Below are 23,031 nucleotides of genomic sequence, written 5' to 3'. Positions count from 1 at the left end.
CTGCACCGCCGTCATCGCGGCCCTCGGTCATCTTGGACGGTCCAGAACCATATCTCCGCCCGCGCGAACCGCTGTCGCATTGTGACCGGAATGCCTTGCAGATGCGCGCGGGACGGTGTCACCGCGTGAAAGCTGTCGGTGCGGCGCATCTCGTCGAACAGCCGTGCCGCCGCGGATCCGGGCGTCTCAGTCGCGTCGGCGTCCTCCCGGGCCGAGGCATGGACGATCGCGCCGAGAGCGAACGACTGTGCGTGGATGAAGCTTTCGACACGATCACGCCACCCAGGCTCGGCCAGATCGTCTCGGACATAGACGTGCATTACCGCTGTAGCCACTGCGGCGACCTCCATTTCATGTCAGGAAGCTTCTTCGCGACCGGCGGCAGTGACCAGCTGCGGAAGGTCGTGTGGCAAGAGCAAGACGAAACGCGGCTTCGCGAATCGACAACCCGACTGGCACCAACCACGACGCCAGCTCCCACCAGATCGGATCGCCGTAGGGAATCACTTGAGGCGCCTTCTGTGACATCAGCGAACCGAACGAGCGCCACGTCCTTAGCGGTGGTGAACATCCACCCTCTGAAGTGCGACGGCCATTTTCGCGCCGACCGCAGCACTGATTCGTAGCCTGTGGTTCGCCTCTCAACGAGCCCTCTACCTGCGATCATGTATCGAGTCAAGCGTCCAGAGATGGGCACTCACAATGGCATTCGGCAGGGCAGATCCACGTGCCCTAAGTAGGGCATATCCAATTGCGCTGGGCGGTTTCAAGGCTTGCTGCGGAAGCGGCGGTCGCCGCCGAAAGGCGAAGGCGATGCGCCAATTACGCCGCTCTCCACATTTAGTGCGGCATGTCAATAGGGCAGATACTGCCGATGAGTAGGGTATGCCGCCCGGCATCCTTGCTCAGGCTACGACTATCTAACGGTAGAGGTTCCAAGTCGCAGTGCGGCGATCTGCTTTGAGCGTCGCGAGGCGGTGCGCGTGCTCAGCGGCGACCAGAGGCCGTTGACCGAGATCAGGCAGCACACTGGTGACCATCACCAGTTCCCGGACACGAGCCAGTGCTGGCCAATAGGGTTCGCGTCGGACATCGGTGCCATAGACCTCGGCGAATTCACGATAGAAGTCCGTCCGGTCGAATCGAACCGCCCCCACCGCTTGCGGCACCAGATCCCATGCGAGAGGGCCAATTCCGGTTTCGTCCAAGTCGCACAGAACCACTTGTCCAGAGCTGTCCCGCAAGAGATTGCCTGTGTGCGGGTCACCGTGCACGACACCGGCGGGCATCTGTGACTCCCACAGCCGGAACTCATCTTCAGCAACGGCCCATTGTTCGTGCAGCCAGCCGACATCGTCAGGCGACACTGCTGGGTCGGCAGCATCCAATCGCCGCCGGGCGTTTTCGAAAGGGTCCCACTTGGGAAGAGTTGAATCAGGTTGTAGGCGGTGCAGCGTTTGCAGCGGGCTAACAAGATCGGTCGGAGTCCAGTTCGGCTGTGTCGACAACTCGTGCCAGAAGGTGACTGTGAAGCCGCCCTCGACATAGATCGGTTGCTGGCCGCCCATCAGCCTCGCGATAGGTGCGCCTTGGCCCTCCAGCCAACGAGCCACTCGCACGAGGCGCGTTCCGCGGGCCTCCGCAACATCGCCTGCTCCAACACGTACCACGACCGGTGCCGATCGCAGCCGGAATACCGCGTTCACGGTGTACTTGATGAGTTCTGCCCCATGCGCATTCAAGTTCATCTGGGCGCATGCGTCTGCCAGGGCCGCGCGCAACTCCGTATCGCGACGCGGCGAGAGATCAGTCGCCACAACCACATCCTATGCAGTGGCCGATAGGGAACCTCGACCTTCAGGTCCTCGGCCCAGGCAACGCCAACTGTCGAACTTGCCGACAGACGTCCCGCACACCGTTTCTTTGCAGCGAGGGAGCGGCGGCCGTAGTCATCGAATGTAGGCGATCGACGACCCGGGCGCTCTGGACCTCTCCGGTCATGGACAAGGCGGCGGCGGCGGATTGCACCGCAGAGTCCGTATCTCGGAGTCGGAATCTACCGGTGGCCTCCGTGGTGTGGTCGAACAGCAGACTTCGCGGAGAACGGTCTGGCGATGAAGATACGAGTGAAGCACTGGCACGATCTACCGCAGCAATTGTGTAGCGCTCGGCGAGAATCGGGTCGTCGGTCGCGAGAGCGAACTCGTTGTAAATCACGGCGGTGTTGCCGTCGAACTCGCCCGCAGTGAAGAAGACCTGGGTCCAGGGATCCACTGTGTCCCCGACACTTCCGATGCCTTGCTCGGCGCGAGCCAAAGCGTCCTTCATTTGACGTTCCCGGCCCATCATCGCGTGCGCCCACGCTTCCTGCATGTACAAACGCGCCGATTCGCCGCTATTCGACGCGTCCTGTGCCGGGATCTGCCCGAGTTGAAACATGCGCAGGGCGACCTGGGGTTCACGTTCGAACAGGCTGATCCGACCCAGCACATACAAGGTCGACGCGGCGAGGCTATCGCCGCTGTCCGAGCGGGCGTCTCGAGCCAGTGCGAGCGCCAGCGCGAGGTATCGGCGAGCACGATCCTGGTCACCGACATCATGGATCGACCAGCCGGCCAAACGTGCGAGATCGGCCAAGGCCACCTTCACCTTGGCGGCCGTCGTTTCATTGCGGCAGCCTGCGAGAAGGCCGGTATTGGACTTCAGCAAGGCGACCGCGGTTTCGGCCACCGCGAATCCTCCGTGGCGCTGGTCGAGTCCCCGAAGACCGCTGGTGATGTCGCGCAGAGACCGAACATCGACTATGCCAACCTTGGTCGGGATAGGTGCGCCTTTGGCGAACGGCGGCAGCCATGGTGCGAGCGAATCCGGTGACCCCACGGTCGCGCTAGCGACCGCCTCCAGAAAGCTCGCCCTGCGCACATCCTCCACAGCAGCAAAACTGCCCGAAGCGGCTGGCGGCTTCAAGAGGGCATTCGACCCGACGCCGACCTGGGCAGACGACTCGGGCATATCCAGAGCGGCCGCCGGGACCGGTGCGCCGAGCGAGACCAGGAGCTCGATGTAGTCCTGGCTAGGCATTTTGACGTCGCCGTTCTCCCACCGAGCGACGAGACGTTGGTCGCACCCGATGTTGAGTCCCCACTCGGCGCCGGCTTCTCTGAGTTTGACTGCGAACTTGTCCTGGCTGAGTCCGAGCTGGTCCTTGCGGAACGCACGCAGTCGCGCACCCCACGGTGCAGATGTCGGAGTGGCCGAATCATTCAGCCCCATCCGGCTGGCAGTCACCCCTGGCGTCATCCGACTTTCCTTTGTTGAGGGACAGAGTGCGTCGCGATGACGCACGGTGCTCCCTGGTGTCGTGCTAGCTTGCCCCGATTAATCTATCCTGATAATCAGATTTCGGTAACCAGAACCAGGTAATCGCTATTGCCGATATGGTGGGAGATATGGCCACGAGAACCGCGCGCAGGCTGCTACTGGGGCGCGAAATCGAGCACATGATCCGAACTGCAGGCCTTAGTCAGGCGGAAGCTGGCCGCCTGATCGAGGTCGGGCAATCGCGCATCAACAGTCTGATCACCGGGACAGGAACCATCTCCGCTGCTGAACTCCGAGAACTGACCAAAGGCCTGGGATTCACTGACGACGGATACATCGACTCGCTGGTCGAGCTTCGGCGTGACAACCACAAGCGAGGGTTCTGGACAACCGGTCACCGCCGCGCCTACGCAGAGGAACTGCGGCTATTGATCGATCTCGAGGAGCAAGCCGACCGGCTGCGCATTGCCGAGGCCGAGATCATGCCCGGTCTATTACAAGGCGAAGCATATATCCGTGCATTGCATCAACCAGGACCAAATGAGGCAGATGGACCCGGCGGCATCGCCGTCGAGGACTGGGTTCAAGCCCGGCTTGCCCGACAACAGAACCTGTTCAAGCCGAACGCACCGGAGCTACACGCGATCCTGTCGGAGTCGTGCCTACGTCGGCAGTACGGCGGTGCCGCAGTGATGCGAGAACAGATCAAACACCTCAGCGAGCTGTCGAAACGCCCCAATATTCTCATCCAGATCCTGCCCTTCGCGGTGATCGCGCCAGGTGCAGGTATGGAGGACCGCTACACGCTGGTCCGCGTGCAATCACCCGGCGCAGCCGGGGACCTTGAAATGGCATTCGTCGAAGCACAAGGCGACATCCGCTACATCGACGACAAACCCGCGGTAGCCGCCCGCGAAACCGTCTTCACCCGCCTCAGCGCCGCCGCGCTCGGGGCCGAGGACTCTCGACAATTCATGGACTACGTTGCGCGAACCTTTCGCCGACAGGGCTCAACCAGTCAGTGAAACACCGTCCACCGCTCCACGAAGGGAACCCGGTGACCCCCGACAGCTACACCGGTCGCGAGATCGACTCCAAAACGCCATCGGCAGCCCGCATGTACCACCTCTACCTCACAGGCGAAGCTGTATTCGATGCTGACAGGGTGTTCGGCGACCAGGTATTCGAACTGTTCCCCCTTGCCCACACTTGGGCGCAACACAACAGGGCTTTTCTAGCCCGCAGCGTTCAGTTCATGGCCAACCAAGGCATCCAACAGTTCCTCGACGTCGGGTCAGGGCTACCTACTGGCGGCAATACCCACGAGATCGCCCGTCAGATCGCAGCCAACGCCCGCGTCGTCTACGTCGACAACGACCTCGAGGCCGTGACCCGGGCCTACGAACTCCTCGACCGCGCCAACGCTCTGGACATCACCGCGATCATCGACGCAGATTTGCGCGACCCAATCCGCATCTTCGAACACCCTGACACCCAGCGCCTGATCAATCTTGGCGACCCCGTCGGTCTTCTGCTGGTATCCGTCTTGCCGTTCATCTCCGATTCCAGCCGGCCTCTGGAAGTACTGGCGCGACTGCGTGAGTACCTGCCATCGGGCAGCTACATAGCAATGACCCATGTTTCAGTCGACGAAGCCAGCCCGGAGATCCGCGAGCAGTTGGGCGCCGCTGCCGCGCTGTACGACAACACATCCGACCCTGCCACGCTGCGCAGCCGCACGCAGTTCACCGAGTTCTTCGACGGCTTCAATCTGGTCGATCCCGGAATCACCTATGCACCGGACTGGCGGCCCGACGTACCCGTCAACACCAAGGACCCTGCCCGGCCGTGTAATTTCGCGGCTATCGGCTACAAGCCGTAACGAGGAAGGTGGCGTGGCAACTGACCGAGCCCCACGCCCCTTGCTTTGCACTGTAGGAGAGGAATGACATGCTGCCGATCTTCACCGCCGGCGAGTTCATCAAGGCGACCCGCAGCTCACCACAACAGAATTGCGTACGTGTAGCCCGTCGCGACGGCTGGACGGCGATCTGGGACGACAAGCTCGGAAACGAACAAACCACCGGCTCAACCGCCATACCAAACAGCCAAATGCTTATCTTTACCGACGACGAATTCGACGCCTACCAGCACAGCATCCGTGTCGGAACCACCGAACCCTGCCCACTGAGAATCGAACAGCGCCACGGCACCTTCGTATTCACCGCCGCCGATCCGACGACCCAGCCGGGTGGCGATGTGAAGCTTCACTTCGACCAGGGTGAGTTCGACGCATTCGTTGACGGGATCCGCAGCCACGAGTTCGCCTACAGACATTTCGTCGCCACCTAGCCAGGTGTCTCGCCCTCGACAGGACTCCGACGAGTTGGCCCAGTGAGTTGGGGGCCTTCATACCGTCTAGTCAGGCATCTGCTTGTAGAGCCGGACGATCTCGGTGGCGGTGGCGCGAGCAGCGGTGCAGCCGCCTCCTTCGGTGCTGATCGTGATCAGCTCGGCGAGTTTGCCGAGCACAGAGGGGAGACCTTTGTTCGAGACCGATGACCGGGTGCCGACGTAGATCTGACAGACCTCGGCGTAGGTGGAGCCTGGTTTACCCGGCTGCTCGACTGCGGGGAGTCCGTCGATGGCAATGGCTTTGCCGTCGTAGCGGGCGTCGAGGTGCGAGTCAGAGGCAAAGGCGTAGGTGATGTGCTGGTCGGTTCCCTTTTTGTCCCTATCCAATTGGAAGTGACAACTCCACGGATCAGCAGCTGGGTTGACGTACAGCCGGGGGTGACCGACAGCGACGACGCTCAGGACCGAGCACGGGTCCAGCTTGGCGAGTTTGGTTGGCATGTTCGCCCGTTGAGATTCGGTCCGAAGAGGACGGCTGGACCTCAATGGGACGGCTGCGGCGGCGATATCGACCGCTGTCGGGCATAGATCGACGTCTGCGCGCGACCCCGCCAGGTCCGACTTGGTGGAGACAGAAAACGCCAGCGATTGGCGGTCATCCAGTGCCAGGTACGCGGTACAAAATTCGCCAGCGTTGCTGTACCGGATAGTAGTGTCGCCGATGTTTGTCGGTGTGCCGTAGTCCGAGTGGGCAGGGCCGCCCATGGCGACGCCGATCTTGTCGATCCGGAGTGGGCCGGTCGGGGTTTTGAAGAACGCCTCGCAGTTATTGAAGTCGTTGAAGGCCCCGAGGTACGACGGCGGCGACCCCGCGACCTGTGTTGCCACTGCCTCGTCCAGGTAACCGCACGGATCGACGGGACGCATGGTGTCGCGGTAGGCGATCGTGGTTTTGAGGTCTTGGCTCAGGAAGTCCGGATAGGAAAGTCGCGTCGGCGTGCCCGTTTCGTTGCTCGGCTGCTCGGGCGTGACGGATCCTATGGAACAGGCTGATGCGAAAGCGACTGAGGCGCAGGTCAATAGCGCACCAACAGCGACGAGTGTCCTCCCCATGTGGCCGATAGTAACCGCTCAGGACCAACTGACATACAAGGCGACGACCGCGCTGAGGTAGGACGGTGCGGCCGAGAGTTACGACGAGGAGTTCTTGCTGACGTCATTGCCGCGAAGCTCGTGCCAACGACCGGCTCGACAAGAAATACGCCTAACGCCGACCTCGTGTTCGAATGTTCGCGAATTTCGTTGACGTTGCGCGGTTGATACCCGTGGATCAGCCGCGCTGGTCGACGATCGACTACTCGAATCCCCATACACGATTGGCCCCGCGGCGGTGTCTCGATCGACTGCCCGCCATCCCCGTCCTGCAGCTCAGAGTTTGGAAGTGGGTGTTCCACGCGCATCTCGGGCCTGATCGAGTTCGTCGACCCCACGTCGATCAACCAAACACCGTTCGCGGTGTCCGCCAATAGTCCGGAAATGCCCGCGAGTGTCCGCACAATGGGCGAAATCAAGGCCGCCGAGCGCGGGAACTGTCTGCACGACTTCGTGGTCGGCGGTTATCTCGGTCCGTCGTCATCGGGCGGCGGTGCATCATTGGCCCGTGCGGGGTCGGCCAGGTATTCCAGATCACGCAGCCGCAGGACTACGGCCCAGCCGACGTCGCCGGGGGTGTACCGCAGCCCGGGCGTCTGCAGAACCTCGATCACTTGCTCCACTTGCTCACGCGAGGGTGGCCGGGTCATCTCGGCGCACACCGCACGGTGCACCTGGTCGGCAGTGAAATCGGTGCGCGGTGCGATCGCGTCGACCACGGCGGTGATCAGTCGCTCTGTCGCTGCGTCCATGTCGTTCCTCGTGTGCGGCACGGGCATTCGGTTTCCCGCGGCGGCGTGTAGACGACGGAGCCGCAGGCACATTCGTGAGTACGGTGCCCGGACCGGCCGTCGCCGACACACGGAATCCAGCCGACGAGGACCCGCCCCTGCCGCAGCACATGACCCGCCGGGCAGCGCACAGGCGCGGGCTCGACCCATCCGCGCGCGGTCCGCACGAGCCGATCGGACGGCACGACTTTGCCATCGACCATGTAGAGCGGGCGAGCGGACACCCATCAAGAATACCGCACGTTTCGAACTTATGTTCGATCACGATACGTTGAGCGGGGTAGAGTGATACCACCGGTGGCCTACCCCACCGCCGTATCAGGTGTCAGCAAGTCGCCGGAGGGCAAGCCGGGCGAGGTGACGATCACCGGGGGCTTGACCGGAGCCAAGTGTTCAACGAACCGATCAAGGGCACGCTGGACGGCAACGCGGATTCCGCCAGACACAACATCACCATCACCCTTATGGATGCTAGAAGGAAGGCCGTCCGACGGATTCCTTCGAGTCTGGCCGAGCAGTTGGACCGCGCTTGGCCCGAGGCCGGCATTACTGGGCCGGCGACCGAGAAAGTCACTGCGCCTACGAGGAGATGAAATCGAGTCGCGCTAACCTGCGGCGGCCCGACTGGGCGGCCCATCTTCCGCGAAGTGCTGCCGCTGCACCCACGCGCGCCAACGCTCGAACTCTGCGGCGAGGCTCTCGTCAGTGTGCGGGCCGGGGTCAAGGTCGAACTCATCTTCGGTCATGCGTGATTGGACGTGCCGCAAGCGTGCGCTGGTTCCGTGTGGCGGTGTCCGCGGTTGTCCCATTCAATGACGGGCCAGAACATGCGAGAGCCCGAGCCCGATCCGGAGGGGGACCGGATCGGGCTCTCGACTGGAGGTTACGCGCTCAGATTGTGTCGGAGCAGTTCACTACTGCGTACTTGCCGGTAGATGTCTGTGCGTCTTTTACCTTGCCATCCACAGCTATTCGGCATGTGACCTATGTTCCGTTGGTCGTAGCAGCAGGAGATAGCGATACCACCGATAGTGTTAGGCGCCGACATAGTCATGTGTTTGCCCCGCCGGACTCGAGTCGGCTCGGATCGTCTCCCGCGGATGCGGGGGATGACGCAACAAACTCCAGTACGGGTGCTCAATGTCGGAATACGAAACGATGGTGTCGCCGTTGGCTTCCTGGGTACGTCGCGCGGTGCGGATGCGAATTCCCCTGTGGCTCATTCCTATCCGTGTCTTCGACTCGTCGGGCATGCTGGGTGTCGGGGGCGCGTGGAGGAGGCGGGCACGGTGCGGGTCAAGGTTTTGTCCGATCACGGAGGTGAGCAGCTTCACCTGTCCGAGCAGCAGTTACAGGGCGCCGCAGCCGATCATGCCGCGTGGCAAGGCTATTACGCTCAGGCAAACGGCGAGTTGGAGACTTTTCGCCGGACGAAGCCGCTGTGGAAGCGGTTGCTGTCGGTGCCCACCGCCGACGAACAAGCTGCACAAGCACGGGTCGGTGACGTGTCCCGGCAGGTGGAATCAGCCGAGTACGAGGTGCAGCAGGCATATCACCGGGTCCAGCAGCAAGGCGCGGGGGTATACGGCGAGGACTTGCTCACCTGGAGCCTTTCTGGCCTACTACCGGATGAATGGGTCATGCTCCGCGGCTACCGCAACCGACGCGGCGAGACCGACCACCTACTCGTCGGCCCAGCGGGAGTGTGGGCGGTCGAGGTCAAACGCCGCCGGGTTCTGCTGCACGCCGTCGGTGACCAATGGTGGTTCCAGAAGGCCAGCGCACAGGGCCGTGTGCACGAGTCGGAGTGGGCGGTCGACGGCGGTGGCCGCAGCTGGCCTCGCCAGGTCGGCGACGTCGCACACGATCTGGCCATGTGGCTGCAACGGCAAGGACACCCCATCGGAGTGCGGACGGCGGTGATGCTCATGCACGAGCACGCTCAACTGGTCGAATGTGTCACCCCTGGTGTGGATTTCGTCGGTTCCGATCCCTGGCAACTCACCGACACCATCCTCCGGGGTCTCGCGACACCACTGAGCCAGAACATGTGCGAGGACATTGTCGCCTTGGTCGAGCGTGACCATCACTTCCACGCACGTCGACGCCGAGCACGGTGATCCAGTCGAACTCCGGCCCCCAAACTTTCAGCCCCGTTTTCCAGGGGTGCTCGACCGAAGGTCGGCTGGACGGTTACGGGTCGAACCTGTCGGCACCAACGAACACCGCCGCGGCGCACCGGCCAATGCTGCTCAACCAAACGACACCCACGACGAGGACAGGAAAATAATGAGCGAACCGGCTTCGACACAACCCAGTGCAGAGAGCTCCGGCCCTGTGACCCGTACACGCACGCGACCATCGAATGAGATGCCGGTAGCGATACCGGTTGAGCGGGTATTGGTGCGCACCGAGGATGTTGTCGCGGCGCTGGTCGGAGCTCGCGCCTACCGCGAGGGAATCGAGTTGTCGTTTCACCTGTACGTCCGGCCGGGAAGCGATCATTCGGCGTTCAGCAGCTTCCATGGCTATCCCGGCGGCGACAAGGACCAGTTTCTGATCGGGGTCGAATTCTCCGACGGACGCACCGCGACCAATATCGATCGCTGGCGCCTCGACGAAGACGCGGACACCGCGATCCTGATGGGTGGCGGCGGTGGTTCGAGCGAAGGAATCAGCATCACCGCCTACTACCTGACACCGCTGCCGCCGCCCGGTCCGCTGACGGTGATCACCGCCTGGCCCGCGGCCGGGATCGCCGAGCAGCGCGTCGAACTCGACACCGAAGCGTTCCGGCGTGCCGCCAAGCGCGCAGAAGTGCTTTGGCCCGCGGACACCAGCGCGAAGCCGCGAGAGCTGCCGCGCGTGGTTCCTGATTTCGCACCTGGCGGGTGGTTCGAACGTGCCGTGAACTGAATTGATCTCCCAACGTCAAGGTCGGCGCTGGAGGTCCGTTGATGCGGCGGAGCTCAATCGGCAGATCGGGGCTTTGGACCGACGCTTGGCCGACATGCGGATCGGATGGGTGTGGCTGCCGGAGACTGCGAGGGATTGGGATCCGCAGAAGACGATTCGCCCAGACAGATCTGCCGTCGTCGATGACACTGAGATACCGCATGCGAACACGCCGCACGACGGGGCGGATCGCTGATGGCAAATCCGTTCAGCCACATGACATTCGTGCATGCTGAAGGTGTGCTGGCGGAGTACATGTGCCAGGTGCACCTGATGGAACTCGGCCCCTGAGCGTGCTCGGCAGCTCCTCAAGATCCACGGCTACCCACCATCGGGACGACTGCGTCGTGCATGCAGAGTCGGCGTATCTGCTCGTATGCGAGGACGAATCCTGAACGGCGCCAACGCTGCTCGTCGCCGTCCCGTGGGGTCGCTTAGTCGGATTCATAGCTTCTCCCGACTGGGAGGAAGATCCCGCAGCGTTCACGGCGCTCGTCAAAACGGAATCCGGATTCTAGTCGAAACCAATGACCCGCCGCTACACGCCCACCTGTCGACGGCAAGCGCTTCACCTCGACTTGCAGTTCAGTTCCGAGCGATGGATAAACGCTTGCGGGGCCGCGGACTCGGCTGAACCACCGTAGTTCGGCGAGCGATCGGGACACCGAGCGGAGGTCGATTCGAGGCCCTGAGCAATGACGTGATGGAAGCGTGTCAGGCAGTGTGGTGGGTGCGGACTGTTCGGCGGCCGACATGTCACACCGCTCTTATAGCCTTCCGAGGTGATCATCGACACTGCCTCGGCGACAAGAACTGACCGAGCTGAATTAGTCGTCCGTCCAGATCAGGTCCGTCCTCTCCGCTACCGAGATCGCGACTTGCGACGGGCCATCGGCTCAATCATTGGTCAGGCTGACGCCAATGACGTCCTTGCGGTTTTTCTGTGGCACGCAGAAGGGGTAGTCGCCAAAGAGGCGTTGGAGACTATGTCCAAGCACAGAGACTGGGCCAAAAAATGGGTTGAATTCTTCCGAAAATTTCTCGCCGAAACGGTGCACTCATGGACTTTTGCCGAGCCGGAAATGGAGCGCTGGGCAACCGTGCAGATGGCCGTATTTAGCGATCATCAAGCTCAGATGGAGTCGGCCATAAACGAAGCCAACTCGGCGTTCTCGGAGATTTGTTCCGAATTCGGCAACGAGAATTTGACAGAAGCGTTCAGAAATGAAGATCGAAGCGACCGTCGAATCGAGTTGATCACAAAGCAGTTCTGGATAGTTGATAAAGTGTTTGAAAACGCGCAGCGGGACAGTGCTCACGCCATGTCTGAGTTCAATCTTTTGAAGGACCGACACGAGAAGAGAAGCGATTATTCCTACAGTGGCGAGGGTATTGGTTTGAGCAACCGATGTGACGGTACGGAACTCGAACGCCTGACATCTATTCTGCTGAAGAGGGACGGATTGACACTCATTCGAACTAACGGGGGTCCGCGCGACCGAGGTGCTGATGTTATCGCAGAAACGCCCGATGGCCGCAAGGTTGTCATACAGTGCAAGGTTCGCAGCGGCGGCTCGATCGGATCAAGAGTTCTCTACGAAATAAACGGTACAGCTCGACCCGAGCATGGAGCTAATATTGTCATTGCAGTGACCAACTCGAATTTTACACCGCAAGCAGCAGAATTTGCCCTGAATCACAGGATTCACCTCATAGACAAATACAAGCTCCGTTGTTGGGGGGAATGGGGGGATAACATCTACGAACTGCTCGAAATACCGCATACAGTGTCTACCTGACACACCCGTCGCCACATCGTTCCGCCTTCGACACCACAGCGCCCAGTATTAGTCGGGTTAACCAGAACTTTCGGTGTTGTCGAGGGTGGCGGTGTTGCGGTGGAACGCTTCGGTGGGACGGAGGACGACGGTGTTGCCGTCGCGGCCAGTGGTGGCAGCCAGATCGAGGGTGCCATCGCGCCACCAGTACACCCAGGAGTTGATTGGCCACGGGTCATCGGCATGCAGCACCGCCAACCGCGCCAGGACAGTGACCGCCCGAACAACCTCGACACCAGTGACCGGGTACGCGTAGATCGACTCTTTCGAGGGCATGATCAGCACCGCGCCGCCGGGCCCGGTGACCGGATGCTCGCCGAGCCAGCGCGCGTGGGCGGTCAGATACTCCGGACCGGTTAGCAGCGCGATCGGCGCGAGGCCCTCGGCCAACGGGACGGTATCGAACCGGTCGCGAGTGATGCGGACGTGTCCGTCCTCACGCACGTTGCGTTCGGCCAGCGTGAACAGCTCGAATTCGTCGATCGGCCAATGTGCCAGCATGTTGTAGGTGACGTGTACGACGGTGTGCACCCGGTCGATCAGCACTCGCTGGACCAGTCCGGGAGCCACGACCCGCCGAACCCCATTCGCCTCCACTGCCCGGGTGCCGTATAGCCGGGTCCGGACCAGGTGTCGCATGACGGTGAAATCGCTGTAATCGAGTGGGCTTTCGTCATCGGTCTCGATAGTGATCAGCCGCGTGTCGATGCGATCGGCGACCATGACCGCCCACTCCTCCACCGGGCACGACTCCGCCAGACGCCGGACATCACCCAGCGCGAGGGTGAACACCGACCGACCGGACAACGTAACGAGATCGGGCCCAGACAACCGGCAAGAATAGCCGCGCTCTCGGGCAACCGACCACACCACCTGCAACAACCGATCCGGCTCAACCACCACACGAACCTCCCCGCTTCCGGCTTTCAGCCAGGACGCTTAGCCAATCTCGCGGGTTCGCCCGAAAGAGCATCCCACGGTCTGCGTATCCCGATGAAAGAGTGGAACTTTCGCGAACAATCGAGCGCACCGGCCGTCTCGATCGCCATCCCCGCCGAACCACACCGGGCAGCTCGCGTCGGTGCCGACCTCGCTGTCACCGGGCATGCCACCACGGTAGATCGCGGCACCGACAACCAACGGCACACAGCCATAACCACAGCATTCTGTCTGCGGAATCAGCGGCCATCGTCGGCACCTACAGATGTCAGCAGTGCACCGCCGCCAGATGGGCTGTCGTGGCCGTCGGCGAGAACCTCGCCGATTTCGGAGCCGGGTCGGTGCCGCCAGGGGCAAGGCGCAGCAACCCGACCCTAATGCAGACGCCGACAAACGAATTCGCCTGTGTATGCCTGCTCGGCCATCCGCGAAGACGAACCTCATTCGACTGCGCGGTGCATCGCTGCGACACCGCGACCACCCGATCGGCCGCATCATGAACGTCTGATTGGTAACGCCGGAAGTGTGAAATGCGTACCGCTGGAAACATGTTCAACGTTGCCGACCGTATCCAACCTGAATTCCCGACCCCGCCAACCCTTCCACGGCTGTCCTGCGGAGCCGCAGTGGGTTGTAGTGATTGGGCAGCGGGTTTACCTCGGCTCGCGTTGGCGGACAACGATGCCGCTTTGGCGCGGTATTCCATGGCTTCGACGAGTTCGTCGAACTGAAGGTAGCTGTCGGGTCAATTCTTTCACGTGTTCTCGCGACCTCTGTAGAGGTTGCGTAGAACATCGGTCTCGTTGCTGGAGCGGGCCTCGCTGCGTAGGCGTCTCGGACTGGCCGCCTGATGGCAGTGAACCTCGATGTGCTGGAGGGAAAAGCGATCGACTCCGCACTCCCGTGGGCTTATCGTTCTGCCATGTCCGTCAACGGTCTCGGCATCGGTACCGTGGTTCTGCGCTCCCCTCGTATGGGCGACGAGCAGGTCGTACGCGCGGCCCATCAGGTGATGGCCGTCGAGGACGGCTTCGACTTCGCTCTCGGTCTGGAACCGGGGATGGACTGGAAGCAGTACCTCGAGAGGCTCGAGGACTACCGTCGGGGCCGCAACTTGCCGGAAGGTATCGTTCCCGCGACCTTTCTGATCGCCACCCTCGACGACGAAATCGTCGGCCGCGCCGACATCCGGCACACGCTCAACGACTATTTGGCTCGCAGAGGCGGACATATCGGCTACGCCGTCCTCGCCGAACACCGACGCCGAGGTTACGGCCGCGCTATCCTGCGGCAGAGTCTCGATCTCGCGCACCGGATGGGCATCGATCGGGTGTTCATCACGTGCGACGACGGCAACGATGGAAGCCGCCGGATCTTCTCTGAACTAGAGATTGGAACTAGCCGGCTCCACTGCCCGGCCGAACCACAAGCATTGACTGGAGGATTGACAAGAGCCCCGCGAACGCTCTGGTGGCGCGCGTCAGTAACAGGACTACCTCTGCGGAGGGATCTCCGGATCGGGCCTGCCAGCCTGAACCGAGCCGATATCTATCGCGCCGTCGAAGGTTCCGTCAACGACCCGCACTCCGGTGCCCGTAGACTCGACCTTGACGACCCTTAGTGCGGCAGCCTGGATTCGTTCTAGATCGACGCCGACTGCCGCACCCACCGAGGCCTCATGGGCACGCACCACTGCGATGAGTTGCTGTGCCGCACCGAGCAATTCGCGATCATCAACAGCGCCGGCGTCATCCAACGCCTCAGCCAAAACTGCGCGCCGCGCAGCCGACGCTGGGCGCTGCTCCACCGGTGCTACATCCGCTACTGAATACCGGCGTGCAATAAGGTCTTTGACCTTATTGTAGGCGTCGAGCACCACCTGCTTGGCAGTGTCGCTCATCCCCGCCGCAGCACCAGCCGCCACTGCGTCAGCCACGATCGTCGGTACCGATTCCAGCACGTTTCCCCTCCCGCACACGAGGCTGTGACCCAAAGACCTCTGCAACGGTACGCCCATGCCCGACCAGCCTGCCACGCGGCGAGTTCGCATAACGTCAAAGGTCAAGCCGGGCCGATGATTCTGCCATATCACGGATCTATGCTTTTGACGGGACCTATCGTTGACGCATCCGTTCGGAGATCGACAACCAGTCCGCACGGACGGACGGGGTGACCTTTCGGCGTCACTGAGATTGCGAGTTGATATGTCATCCGAAGATGCTGCGATCCGTGGCGTGGATCCCACGGCTGCGTTGGCCGCGACTGCAGTGGCGGTGGGCGCCGCTGTAGCGAGCGAAGACTCGACTTCTCCCATCGTCGCGGCTGCGTACCGGCGACTGCGTCGAGTAATCACAGAGCGATACGGCTCGGTGGGCTTACGGGCGCTGGAACAGTCGCCCGGATCTGTACCGGCACGGCTGTCACTTAGTGAGGATTTGGAGATGGCAGGTGCGGCCGGAGATGCGGAACTCGTGTACGCCGCTAGGGCGGTGCACCGGGCGGTGCGAGACGAGAATCCGGATCCGGCCGCCTCGATCGGTGTCGATCTTCAACGTATCGAGGCTGCGAACTTACGGATAACCGACGTTTATTCTCCGGATATTTCGGTGCATCTCGAGGACAGCCGGTTCACGGAGAACATCGAGATTCGGGGCATTACCGCTGGCAAATCAGAAAATGGACTGTCCGGTGACAGCACGGAATTCTCGCCCGATGCCCTGTCGAAGTCGAAGTCGAAGTCGAACGCTCCGAGAGTAAACGTCGAAGACGTGAAGGCCGGGCGAGATATTGTGATCAACTACGGAGAGTCGATCGATTCGACCTCAGCGCATCTGGCGGAACTGGTGGAGCTCTTCGGCTCCGATGACTTGCCGAAGGTTGCGGACCTCGACCCTTATACACTCGGTGCCACCCCCTCCACTTTCGGTAATTCTGACAGCCATGGCCGTCTCGATCCTTATGTTTCGCGCTTCGCCAACCAGGTGGATGCCAGGCTGGTGACCGCACTGTCAACAACTCGGCTTACAATTTTGGTGGGTCCGTCGAAAGCGGGTAAAACCAGAACCCTCTTCGAGGCTCTGCGTCATGCACACCCCGAGGCATCGCTGATCGCACCGCTGCCTGGAAAGCTCAGGCTGCTTGCGATGCATCCGCGCATCGCAAGCACCGACGATGATGCTGTCGTGTGGCTTGATGATCTCGATCGTTTTCTAATCAGTTCGGACCCGATTAGCTCCGCGTTACTGGATCGCATGAGATCCCGGCCGGGAAGAACACGATTTGTCGCTACGCTTCGTTCCGAGGCCCGAGAACGGTTACGTGCGAACATCGGGGAGATCTACCGCGAATCGCGGAGAATATTTGAACGCGCAGTAACCATCGACCTTGCCTCAACCAGTGACGACTCGGATGAGCAGTCAGCGGCCGCACATGCCTATCCGGGACTGAAATTCGGACAGTACGGACTGGGCGAATTGCTGGCAGGTGCGAACGACCTATTACAACGCTATGACGACTCGCGCCATAGCGATCCCATTGCGCACTCCATTATCCAGGTCGCGATCGATTGGGCCCGTGTGGGCCGACCGGACCCGATTCCTGAGCACACACTGGCGCAGCTTGCGGAAGAGTCCTTACATTCGACGAGACCGGAGATAGTGGTATCGCCCGACATATTACGGACTAAGATCAAGAGCCTTCGAATGCCCCCGGCGGGCGCCGGCTTGGCGTCAGCGATATCGACTACCTTCCTTGCGGACGGTGCCCGCGGATATAGACCGTTCGATTATCTTGTGGCTGCGGACGACGGTCAAAACCACGGCGTCCGGGCCGTCGAAACGAGTTTTTGGCGAAAGGCTACACACGGGGCCGACCGAGATGCGTTTTTCTCGGTAGGTTTGACCGCCCGACAACGCGGATTCCCTACTGAAGCACAGGATATTCTGCAGAGTGCAGCTGAAGCTGGCCACCCGGAAGCAATGTTCAATCTCGCAACGTTGTTGGCAAAACGTGGCAACGACGATAAATCTGCGTCCTGGTTCCGCAAGGCAGCCGAACTAGGGATCCGTGGAGCCGCTTATCCGCTCGCGGTGGCACTTCACGGACAGGGTAATCACATAGAATCGATTCAATGGTACATCGTAGCTATCGAGAATATCGACCATAGGGCAATTAAAAATCTAGACCGTTTTCTTGACACGTTCGATCCCTGGAAGGTCGACGAGTCGGGTCGATATATAACCCGCGATACCGTCGATAAACTCATCATGAGCATGCTTGACGCACATGCGGAAGCCGGTCACACAGGCGCGATGATCGCACTTTATGTTTTCGGCGCATCCCACACGGCTAGAGACAGTGTCTCGTGGTTGCGGAGGGCCGCTGAAGCTGGAGACGATGTGGCAATGGTTCTGCTGGCTGAACATCTGGTGCGCAGAGAAGGACCGGTAACCGACGAAGCGGTAAGGTGGACTCAGAGATCTGCAGACGTAGGAAATTCGGATGCCATGTACGTCCTGGGAACCATATTCGACGAGCGCGAAGACTCGATCCAGGCCGAGAAATTGTACCGCGCTGCAATCGACGCTGGAAATTTCCGTGCGATTACCAACCTCGGGGCCCTGCTGCACAGGAAGGGAGACCGCGCCTCTCTTGAAGCCGCTTTTCGCACCGCTGCCTACCTGGGGAGCACGGAGGGTATGGCAAGACTTGGGCTAGTACTTTCTATGCGCGGAGAAAATCGTGATGCCGAGAAGTGGTTCCGCAAAGCCGCAGAGGCAGGCGACGTTAATGCTATGTGCAATCTTGCCGAGTTTCTCGAAAAGAACGGCGACAAGGAAGAATCCGAGTATTGGCACGCTCGAACAGGAGCGTTCAACGGCGATCCGGATCAGACGTATGCCTATGCCGTCTTGCTTGAGAAACGTGGGGAAACCGAGGAGTCTCACCGGTGGTACGCTCAAGCGTCGGCACGTGGCGTCAGAGCGGCCGACGCCAAAGCAGCGGTATTTTGGGGCGACTGGTTAAGAACTGTTTTACGGGCTTGAGCGAAGTGAGCCGACAGAAGCAATTGGACTCGGCAGATCTGGGTGACGCTTATCGTCCGTGATGTGGATCTTCATTTCGGACTTGCGGCGCGGGCGGATGCTGGCAAGATCTCCCGGGTATGGCCACGATCCTTTGCTGCGGCACTTCCGACTGTGCGGCGAGTGCACGACGACGAAGTTCAGCTGGTTCGCCGATGTAGTCGTGCCGCGCGGCGCGAGACTTGGGTCGCGGTGGCCGATGACGCGGTCGTGGTGGGGTTGCTGGTCCTCGCTGACGCGGAATTGGAACAGCTGTATCTGGAGCCGTCCTGGTGGGGACCACCGCGAGCGTGTCGAGCGGGGTGTGCCCGGGGGTGAGCACCAGGCCAGGCCAGGCGTGCGCCTGCGGCGCCTCAGCCAGGACCTCGCCGCGGATATGCGGCAGGATCCCCGCGCGCAGCAATGAGGACTTGCCCGCCCCCGGCACACCCGACACCATCAGAACTGACGGCTGCCGTACACAGTGTGGGAGTCGCTGCAGCCCAGCGGCGATGGCGGTGTCACGGCCGAATTCTCTGAACTACCTGATCGATCGAATCCCGGTCTCGGAGAATGTGTTTCAGTTCATCGGTCCCGCTCGTTGTGTCGCCGGAATCGGAGGACGGTGAAGCCGAGCTCGTCGATGAGGTTGGCCGCATCGAAGGCTGGGTGCTTGCTGCCGCGAGCAGCGAGGAACTCGGTGAACAGCTCCCTGGCCGGCAGTTCCTTATTGCGCAAGAATTCATCGAGGAGGTCGGCGAGCCGACCGCTGATGGGAAGTTCGCGGGGTTCGCGCATGGTCAGTTCCTATGGGGGTAGCTGCGAGTTCAGTGGCGGTGACCACGCGGCCGGCAACTTCGGGAAACGAGGGAACGCTCAGGAACACGGTGGCGGCTCGACGGGCTCGCTCGTCGAGCTGAACCAGCTTGTCGTTGGCCGCGGCGAGGCTGACGCGCAGGCCTTCGGCCTCGCCGAGCCAGCCTTCCTGTTCGGCCTCGTTGATTCGAGGGGTGAGGTTGTCGCGGATTTTCTCGAGCCGGCCGCGTTGGGCGGGGTCGACCCGCAGGACTGGGCAACGTATGCAGCTGTGCTCATGCTGACAGCTGGTGCCGTATGCTCGGCCGCATTCACCGAGCGCGATCTTGCGGCGTTCGAAATGACCGAGGAACTCATCCCATTCGGCGTCGGTGGGACTCCGATATTCCTCACCCGGACGCACTGCCCGGCGCCGCGCGATGAACGCGCGGTGCCCATTGATCGCTTCCTCGAGATAGACCGCCTTGTAACCCATGGTCGTGGATATGTCCTTGTGCCCCAACAGTATTTGCGCGATGTGCGGCGGCATTCCGTTGAGGATTGCGTCAGTGGCGAAGATTCTGCGCAGGTCGTGGGGCTGGAAGTAGAGTGGTTGACCTTCTGCGTCTTTCAGGCCTGTAGCGTCGAATATCTCTCTGACGCATCTGCGGATCGTCGCGGCGGCAATGGCTTTCGTGTGGCCGCCGCTGTTCCACTGAAACAGCAGCGGAGCTGGTGCGGCCCAGCATCGCTCGGAGAGGTCGTAGAAGGGGACCAACGGAATTGTTCCGTCCTTCTGTCGAACTCGGGCGATGATCGCGGACACGACGTCAGCCAACTCTGGGCTTATGACGAGAAGGCGTTCCTCGTCGGTCTTGGATGGCGCGATGTGGAGCAGTGGGATGATCTGCCCTGATTCGGGGTGGCGGTATTGGACGATGCTGTGGTGGCTGGTTTCGAGCATCTCCTCGATCCGGACGGCGGTGTGTCGAAGGAATTCCACTGCCGCCCAAGCCCAGAAAGCGCGGTGCTCCTCCGCGCGAAGGTTGTGGCGCCGACCGGTCGAGTCGAAGACGCCCGTGAGTTGGCTGAACCGTCCTTGCACGGAGACTCTGGTGAACGTCTCGCCCAAGACAGTGAACGGCTCACCGGGCTCGGAGTCCAATGCTGCTTCAAGCCTGATGCGGGCCTCGTCTGCGCGACGCTCGGCGGTCTGGACAAGGACAGGCAGTAGAGGCAGCCGGTCGCGGGTTCGCTGGTCCATGCGTGCCTTGCGGCGGGAAGCCATTTTCCGGGTGGAGTTGGCGGTTTCTGATGCACGGATCGGGCTCGGAACGGCCCATCGCGCCCATTGCGCGGGGTCCTCGGTGGCCCACTGCGCGATATCAAGATAAAACGCCCGAATGGTAGTCAGGAGTTGGAGATAGTTGACACGGGGAGACGTCACCTCAACCGCGGTGCCGTCCGGAAGCCGCTTCCGTTCGATCTTGGTGCGAAGACGTTCTTTCCATTCCCGCGCAACTTCTGGAGCGAGCTGAAGCGACCCGATGCCGGGATGGTGTGTTTCCAGGTCCTTCCAGAAATTCAGCGCGAGTGTGCGGGAAAGCTGTTCCAGTGTGGTGTAGTCCATGGAGGCTTGGCGCTCCGCGAGATAGCTGATCAGGAGGTCACGAACCTCACGGTTGGCGATGTGATAGCGATCTATCATTCTCTCGATGCTGTATTGCCCACCGAAATTCATAATCCCGCGCAGTGTCGCTGGTGCGCCGGGCGGGAAGATCCCAGCAGATTCGAGCATGCCATAGAACAGGTAGCGCCCCTTGCCGGGCAAGCCGATCGCCATTTCTTGTTTGCGCAGCTCGATGCAGTCTCCGACTGTGATGTCGCGAACACGGCCGCCCTTGGTCAAGATGAGAATGCATATCTGCCAACGGATTACAGCTGTGTAGTTCGTCGACCGGATTTCGGGCTTCATCGTTGCGTCGACAAGTTCGAAACCTGACCGATCCCTGTATTCAGCGATGGATGTTGTCCAACGTCCGGTCTTCATGATGGTCAGCAGAAACGCCGCGCTTGGGCAGATGATCTTCGCAATCGACAGGAGCATCAGCCCGGATAACAGGTCGCTCCGGTTGCCGCGCCTGCCCCGTGTGTTGTGCCACTCCGTTGCTGCTGCAGTCCAGTGCGTTTCGGCGGTTTCGGCGCCGCTGGTCTCCCAGCGCTGCTGCCAGGTCTCACCGGGGAAGGTCTCCAGCCACTCGAGCAGCGTCCTGACGCAATGTCGGCGGCGCCGCCATCGTGTGTCATTGGGCGCAAGGGAAAACGGTGGTGCGTCGAGTCGTTCGATGGTTTCGTCGAGTGTCAGGACCTGAGGTGATCCGGAAACCGACGGCCGAGCGGGGAACTGGGTCAGGATTTTCTCAGCGAGCAGCCCCCGAGTTGCCCTTGTCCGGTCCACTCTGCCGCTGGCCCTATTGGTTTCGGACGTCGGTGTTGTTGTGGCCGAGGGCATTACGTCCTTCCGAACAGGATGTCGAGCGATTCTGGGTTGTAGCCAGGCGCTGGAGGCGTCGGCGGCGACGCTGCCCGAGCCGCCTGGCGGGCGTGGTGAGCGAGCGCGCTGGCAATCACTTCGTCCTGGGTGGGGGTGGTGTAGAGCTGTGTGGTGGTCAGATAGGCGTGGTCGAGGATCCACTGGACATCGGTGATGTTCATGTCCGGGTCGTCGGCCATGCGGTAGGCCGCCAAGTGGCGCAGGGCGTGGAGCGAATAGTTGGAGCCGAGCGCCTGCTGGGCGCGAGTGAACATCGCTCGGGCCGCGTGATAGGTCAGCGGCCGCCACGGGCGGCGCAGCGTGAACCACAGCGGATGACGGCGGCCGCGCGGAGCGCCGCGACGCCAGAGTTCTTCTTGGTAGAGCCGCAGCCATACGAACGCGTCCGGTGATGCCGGCAACTGTTGAGCCTTGCGAGATCCCTTGCGGGTCACCGTGATCAGCTGCTGGCCAGGGTCTTCGTCGCCCTGCCGCGCGGACAGCAGTTCCTCGGCGCGGGCGCCGGTGGAAACCCAGAATGCCAGCAGGGCGCGGTCCCGGTTCGACTTCAGCGCGGCGAACACCGTGTTGAAATGCTCGTCGGGGATCTTCTTCGGGATCCGCTGAGGAACCTTCGGCCGGTAGCGACCGACCCGCTCCTTCCGATACGGCTCCATCGGATTGTGGTGCTCGTGCGCCCGGCCTGGCCGTCGTGAGCGATCCAGCGGGAACGGGTTGATCAGTGGCCCTTTTCCGAGTTCCAGTTGGAAATCGTAGAACGCTCGCAGCACCGTCTCCGCGTGCGCCCGCGACGCCGCCGAGTACTTCGGCCCGGGACTCGGTCTGCCGGTGACAGCGTTGACGGCCGCGCCGTGGCGGCTGCGGCGCGGACCGGCGGGATCGGCGCTGTCCTGGTGTCGCCAATGGACCCGAGTTGGCTTGTCCGCCAACAGCATCCACCGCGCAAAGTCGCGCCCCTCCACCGGAGTCACCTTGTCCCACGCCACGTCGATCGCCGCGAGGAACCGCCACCAGCGCAGCAGATCGTTGCCGTACGACCGAATCGTCGACGACCGCCTTTCCGTGCCTTGCAGCTCGGCGAAGTAGATCGCCGCAGGTCTGATCACCGCGCCGTTCGCATCGAGTAGCCGGTACGGCTCCCACACATCCCCGGTCGCCTGCAACCGGCCGACGTCCGGCACGACAAGCCTCGACAGATCCCGCCCAGCGCCCTCATCACGCATGGCGAGGAAAGCTAGCAGAAACCGCCACTGACCTGCAAAGATTAC

19 protein-coding genes are annotated in these 23,031 nt (G+C 61.7%); 9 read left to right on the top strand and 10 right to left on the bottom strand.

Annotated elements, in window-relative coordinates; all coding sequences use genetic code 11:
- Window positions 1-11 precede the first annotated feature (11 nt).
- The 3 genes from ACFYOW_RS45310 to ACFYOW_RS45300 form a co-directional block, all read right to left on the bottom strand.
- Window positions 12-335, bottom strand: coding sequence for a hypothetical protein (locus ACFYOW_RS45310; RefSeq protein ID WP_387297617.1), 324 nt, complete (start codon window positions 333-335; stop codon window positions 12-14).
- Window positions 336-920: 585 nt separating this feature from the next.
- The gene (locus ACFYOW_RS45305; RefSeq protein ID WP_387297615.1) at window positions 921-1,817 is read right to left on the bottom strand and encodes an aminoglycoside phosphotransferase family protein; all 897 of its coding nucleotides are present in this window, start codon (window positions 1,815-1,817) and stop codon (window positions 921-923) included.
- 40 nt (window positions 1,818-1,857) lie between these two features.
- Window positions 1,858-3,300 (bottom strand): helix-turn-helix domain-containing protein, encoded by a 1,443-nt coding sequence (locus ACFYOW_RS45300; protein WP_387297613.1) that lies wholly within the window; start codon window positions 3,298-3,300, stop codon window positions 1,858-1,860.
- A 149-nt stretch (window positions 3,301-3,449) separates the two neighbouring features.
- Here ACFYOW_RS45300 and ACFYOW_RS45295 point away from each other — a divergent pair, with 149 nt between their 5' ends.
- From ACFYOW_RS45295 to ACFYOW_RS45285, 3 genes are all read left to right on the top strand, one after another.
- The gene (locus tag ACFYOW_RS45295) at window positions 3,450-4,346 is read left to right on the top strand and encodes a helix-turn-helix domain-containing protein (protein WP_387297654.1); all 897 of its coding nucleotides are present in this window, start codon (window positions 3,450-3,452) and stop codon (window positions 4,344-4,346) included.
- A gap of 32 nt (window positions 4,347-4,378) precedes the next feature.
- The gene (locus ACFYOW_RS45290; RefSeq protein WP_387297611.1) at window positions 4,379-5,203 is read left to right on the top strand and encodes an SAM-dependent methyltransferase; all 825 of its coding nucleotides are present in this window, start codon (window positions 4,379-4,381) and stop codon (window positions 5,201-5,203) included.
- A gap of 68 nt (window positions 5,204-5,271) precedes the next feature.
- Complete coding sequence (locus tag ACFYOW_RS45285; protein ID WP_387297609.1) at window positions 5,272-5,673, top strand: hypothetical protein; 402 nt, start codon at window positions 5,272-5,274, stop codon at window positions 5,671-5,673.
- A gap of 66 nt (window positions 5,674-5,739) precedes the next feature.
- Here ACFYOW_RS45285 and ACFYOW_RS45280 read toward each other — a convergent pair whose 3' ends face one another.
- Window positions 5,740-6,789 carry a hypothetical protein gene (locus ACFYOW_RS45280; protein ID WP_387297607.1) on the bottom strand — a complete coding sequence of 350 codons (1,050 nt, stop codon included), beginning with the start codon at window positions 6,787-6,789 and terminating at the stop codon, window positions 5,740-5,742.
- 503 nt (window positions 6,790-7,292) lie between these two features.
- Window positions 7,293-7,580, bottom strand: coding sequence for a hypothetical protein (locus ACFYOW_RS45275; protein ID WP_387297605.1), 288 nt, complete (start codon window positions 7,578-7,580; stop codon window positions 7,293-7,295).
- A gap of 1,328 nt (window positions 7,581-8,908) precedes the next feature.
- Between ACFYOW_RS45275 and ACFYOW_RS45270 the strand changes: the two genes are divergently transcribed.
- The 3 genes from ACFYOW_RS45270 to ACFYOW_RS45260 all read left to right on the top strand — a co-directional run bounded on the left by ACFYOW_RS45270 (window position 8,909) and on the right by ACFYOW_RS45260 (window position 12,373).
- Entirely contained in the window at window positions 8,909-9,739 is an 831-nt protein-coding gene (locus ACFYOW_RS45270) for a nuclease-related domain-containing protein (RefSeq protein WP_387297603.1), read from the top strand.
- 250 nt (window positions 9,740-9,989) lie between these two features.
- The gene (locus ACFYOW_RS45265; protein WP_387297601.1) at window positions 9,990-10,535 is read left to right on the top strand and encodes a hypothetical protein; all 546 of its coding nucleotides are present in this window, start codon (window positions 9,990-9,992) and stop codon (window positions 10,533-10,535) included.
- A gap of 821 nt (window positions 10,536-11,356) precedes the next feature.
- Window positions 11,357-12,373, top strand: a complete 1,017-nt coding sequence (locus tag ACFYOW_RS45260; protein WP_387297599.1) for a restriction endonuclease — start codon at window positions 11,357-11,359, stop codon at window positions 12,371-12,373.
- Window positions 12,374-12,430: 57 nt separating this feature from the next.
- Here the strand turns inward: ACFYOW_RS45260 and ACFYOW_RS45255 are convergent, their stop codons facing one another.
- Entirely contained in the window at window positions 12,431-13,243 is an 813-nt protein-coding gene (locus ACFYOW_RS45255; protein WP_387297597.1) for a hypothetical protein, read from the bottom strand.
- Between the two features lie 958 nt (window positions 13,244-14,201).
- On the opposite strand from ACFYOW_RS45255, the gene ACFYOW_RS45250 reads away from it, so the two are divergent.
- The 3 genes from ACFYOW_RS45250 (at window position 14,202) to ACFYOW_RS45240 (ending at window position 18,396) form a co-directional block, all read left to right on the top strand.
- Entirely contained in the window at window positions 14,202-14,972 is a 771-nt protein-coding gene (locus tag ACFYOW_RS45250; protein WP_387297595.1) for a GNAT family N-acetyltransferase, read from the top strand.
- A 57-nt stretch (window positions 14,973-15,029) separates the two neighbouring features.
- Window positions 15,030-15,179, top strand: coding sequence for a hypothetical protein (locus ACFYOW_RS45245; protein WP_387297593.1), 150 nt, complete (start codon window positions 15,030-15,032; stop codon window positions 15,177-15,179).
- Between the two features lie 376 nt (window positions 15,180-15,555).
- Window positions 15,556-18,396, top strand: coding sequence for a tetratricopeptide repeat protein (locus tag ACFYOW_RS45240; RefSeq protein ID WP_387297591.1), 2,841 nt, complete (start codon window positions 15,556-15,558; stop codon window positions 18,394-18,396).
- A gap of 49 nt (window positions 18,397-18,445) precedes the next feature.
- Here the strand turns inward: ACFYOW_RS45240 and ACFYOW_RS45235 are convergent, their stop codons facing one another.
- The 4 genes from ACFYOW_RS45235 to ACFYOW_RS45220 form a co-directional block, all read right to left on the bottom strand.
- The gene (locus tag ACFYOW_RS45235; protein WP_387297652.1) at window positions 18,446-18,916 is read right to left on the bottom strand and encodes a hypothetical protein; all 471 of its coding nucleotides are present in this window, start codon (window positions 18,914-18,916) and stop codon (window positions 18,446-18,448) included.
- 83 nt (window positions 18,917-18,999) lie between these two features.
- Window positions 19,000-19,212 carry a hypothetical protein gene (locus ACFYOW_RS45230; RefSeq protein WP_387297589.1) on the bottom strand — a complete coding sequence of 71 codons (213 nt, stop codon included), beginning with the start codon at window positions 19,210-19,212 and terminating at the stop codon, window positions 19,000-19,002.
- Entirely contained in the window at window positions 19,157-21,721 is a 2,565-nt protein-coding gene (locus ACFYOW_RS45225) for a tyrosine-type recombinase/integrase (protein ID WP_387297587.1), read from the bottom strand. Before ACFYOW_RS45225 ends, ACFYOW_RS45230 begins: the two co-directional genes overlap by 56 nt.
- On the bottom strand, window positions 21,721-22,986 hold the full coding sequence (locus ACFYOW_RS45220; RefSeq protein WP_387297585.1) for a tyrosine-type recombinase/integrase: 1,266 nt from the start codon (window positions 22,984-22,986) through the stop codon (window positions 21,721-21,723). The genes ACFYOW_RS45225 and ACFYOW_RS45220 overlap by 1 nt, the downstream gene beginning before the upstream one ends.
- Between the last annotated feature and the right edge of the window lie 45 nt (window positions 22,987-23,031).

Origin of the sequence: Nocardia sp. NPDC006982, assembly GCF_042869435.1 — a bacterium.
Lineage (GTDB): Bacteria > Actinomycetota > Actinomycetes > Mycobacteriales > Mycobacteriaceae > Nocardia.
Note: the sequence above shows the minus strand (reverse complement) of the source record. Positions and strands in the feature narration are given on the sequence as shown.

What these genes read in the sequence shown, in the direction of transcription:
- ACFYOW_RS45275 (WP_387297605.1), bottom strand. Translation starts at nt 7,580, where the DNA reads ATGGACGCAGCGACAGAGCGACTGATCACCGCCGTGGTCGACGCGATC.
- ACFYOW_RS45285 (WP_387297609.1), top strand. Translation starts at nt 5,272, where the DNA reads ATGCTGCCGATCTTCACCGCCGGCGAGTTCATCAAGGCGACCCGCAGC.
- ACFYOW_RS45225 (WP_387297587.1), bottom strand. Translation starts at nt 21,721, where the DNA reads ATGCCCTCGGCCACAACAACACCGACGTCCGAAACCAATAGGGCCAGC.
- ACFYOW_RS45250 (WP_387297595.1), top strand. Translation starts at nt 14,202, where the DNA reads ATGGCAGTGAACCTCGATGTGCTGGAGGGAAAAGCGATCGACTCCGCA.
- ACFYOW_RS45230 (WP_387297589.1), bottom strand. Translation starts at nt 19,212, where the DNA reads ATGCGCGAACCCCGCGAACTTCCCATCAGCGGTCGGCTCGCCGACCTC.
- ACFYOW_RS45220 (WP_387297585.1), bottom strand. Translation starts at nt 22,986, where the DNA reads ATGCGTGATGAGGGCGCTGGGCGGGATCTGTCGAGGCTTGTCGTGCCG.
- ACFYOW_RS45295 (WP_387297654.1), top strand. Translation starts at nt 3,450, where the DNA reads ATGGCCACGAGAACCGCGCGCAGGCTGCTACTGGGGCGCGAAATCGAG.
- ACFYOW_RS45300 (WP_387297613.1), bottom strand. Translation starts at nt 3,300, where the DNA reads ATGACGCCAGGGGTGACTGCCAGCCGGATGGGGCTGAATGATTCGGCC.
- ACFYOW_RS45240 (WP_387297591.1), top strand. Translation starts at nt 15,556, where the DNA reads ATGTCATCCGAAGATGCTGCGATCCGTGGCGTGGATCCCACGGCTGCG.
- ACFYOW_RS45280 (WP_387297607.1), bottom strand. Translation starts at nt 6,789, where the DNA reads ATGGGGAGGACACTCGTCGCTGTTGGTGCGCTATTGACCTGCGCCTCA.
- ACFYOW_RS45245 (WP_387297593.1), top strand. Translation starts at nt 15,030, where the DNA reads ATGGGCACGCACCACTGCGATGAGTTGCTGTGCCGCACCGAGCAATTC.
- ACFYOW_RS45265 (WP_387297601.1), top strand. Translation starts at nt 9,990, where the DNA reads ATGCCGGTAGCGATACCGGTTGAGCGGGTATTGGTGCGCACCGAGGAT.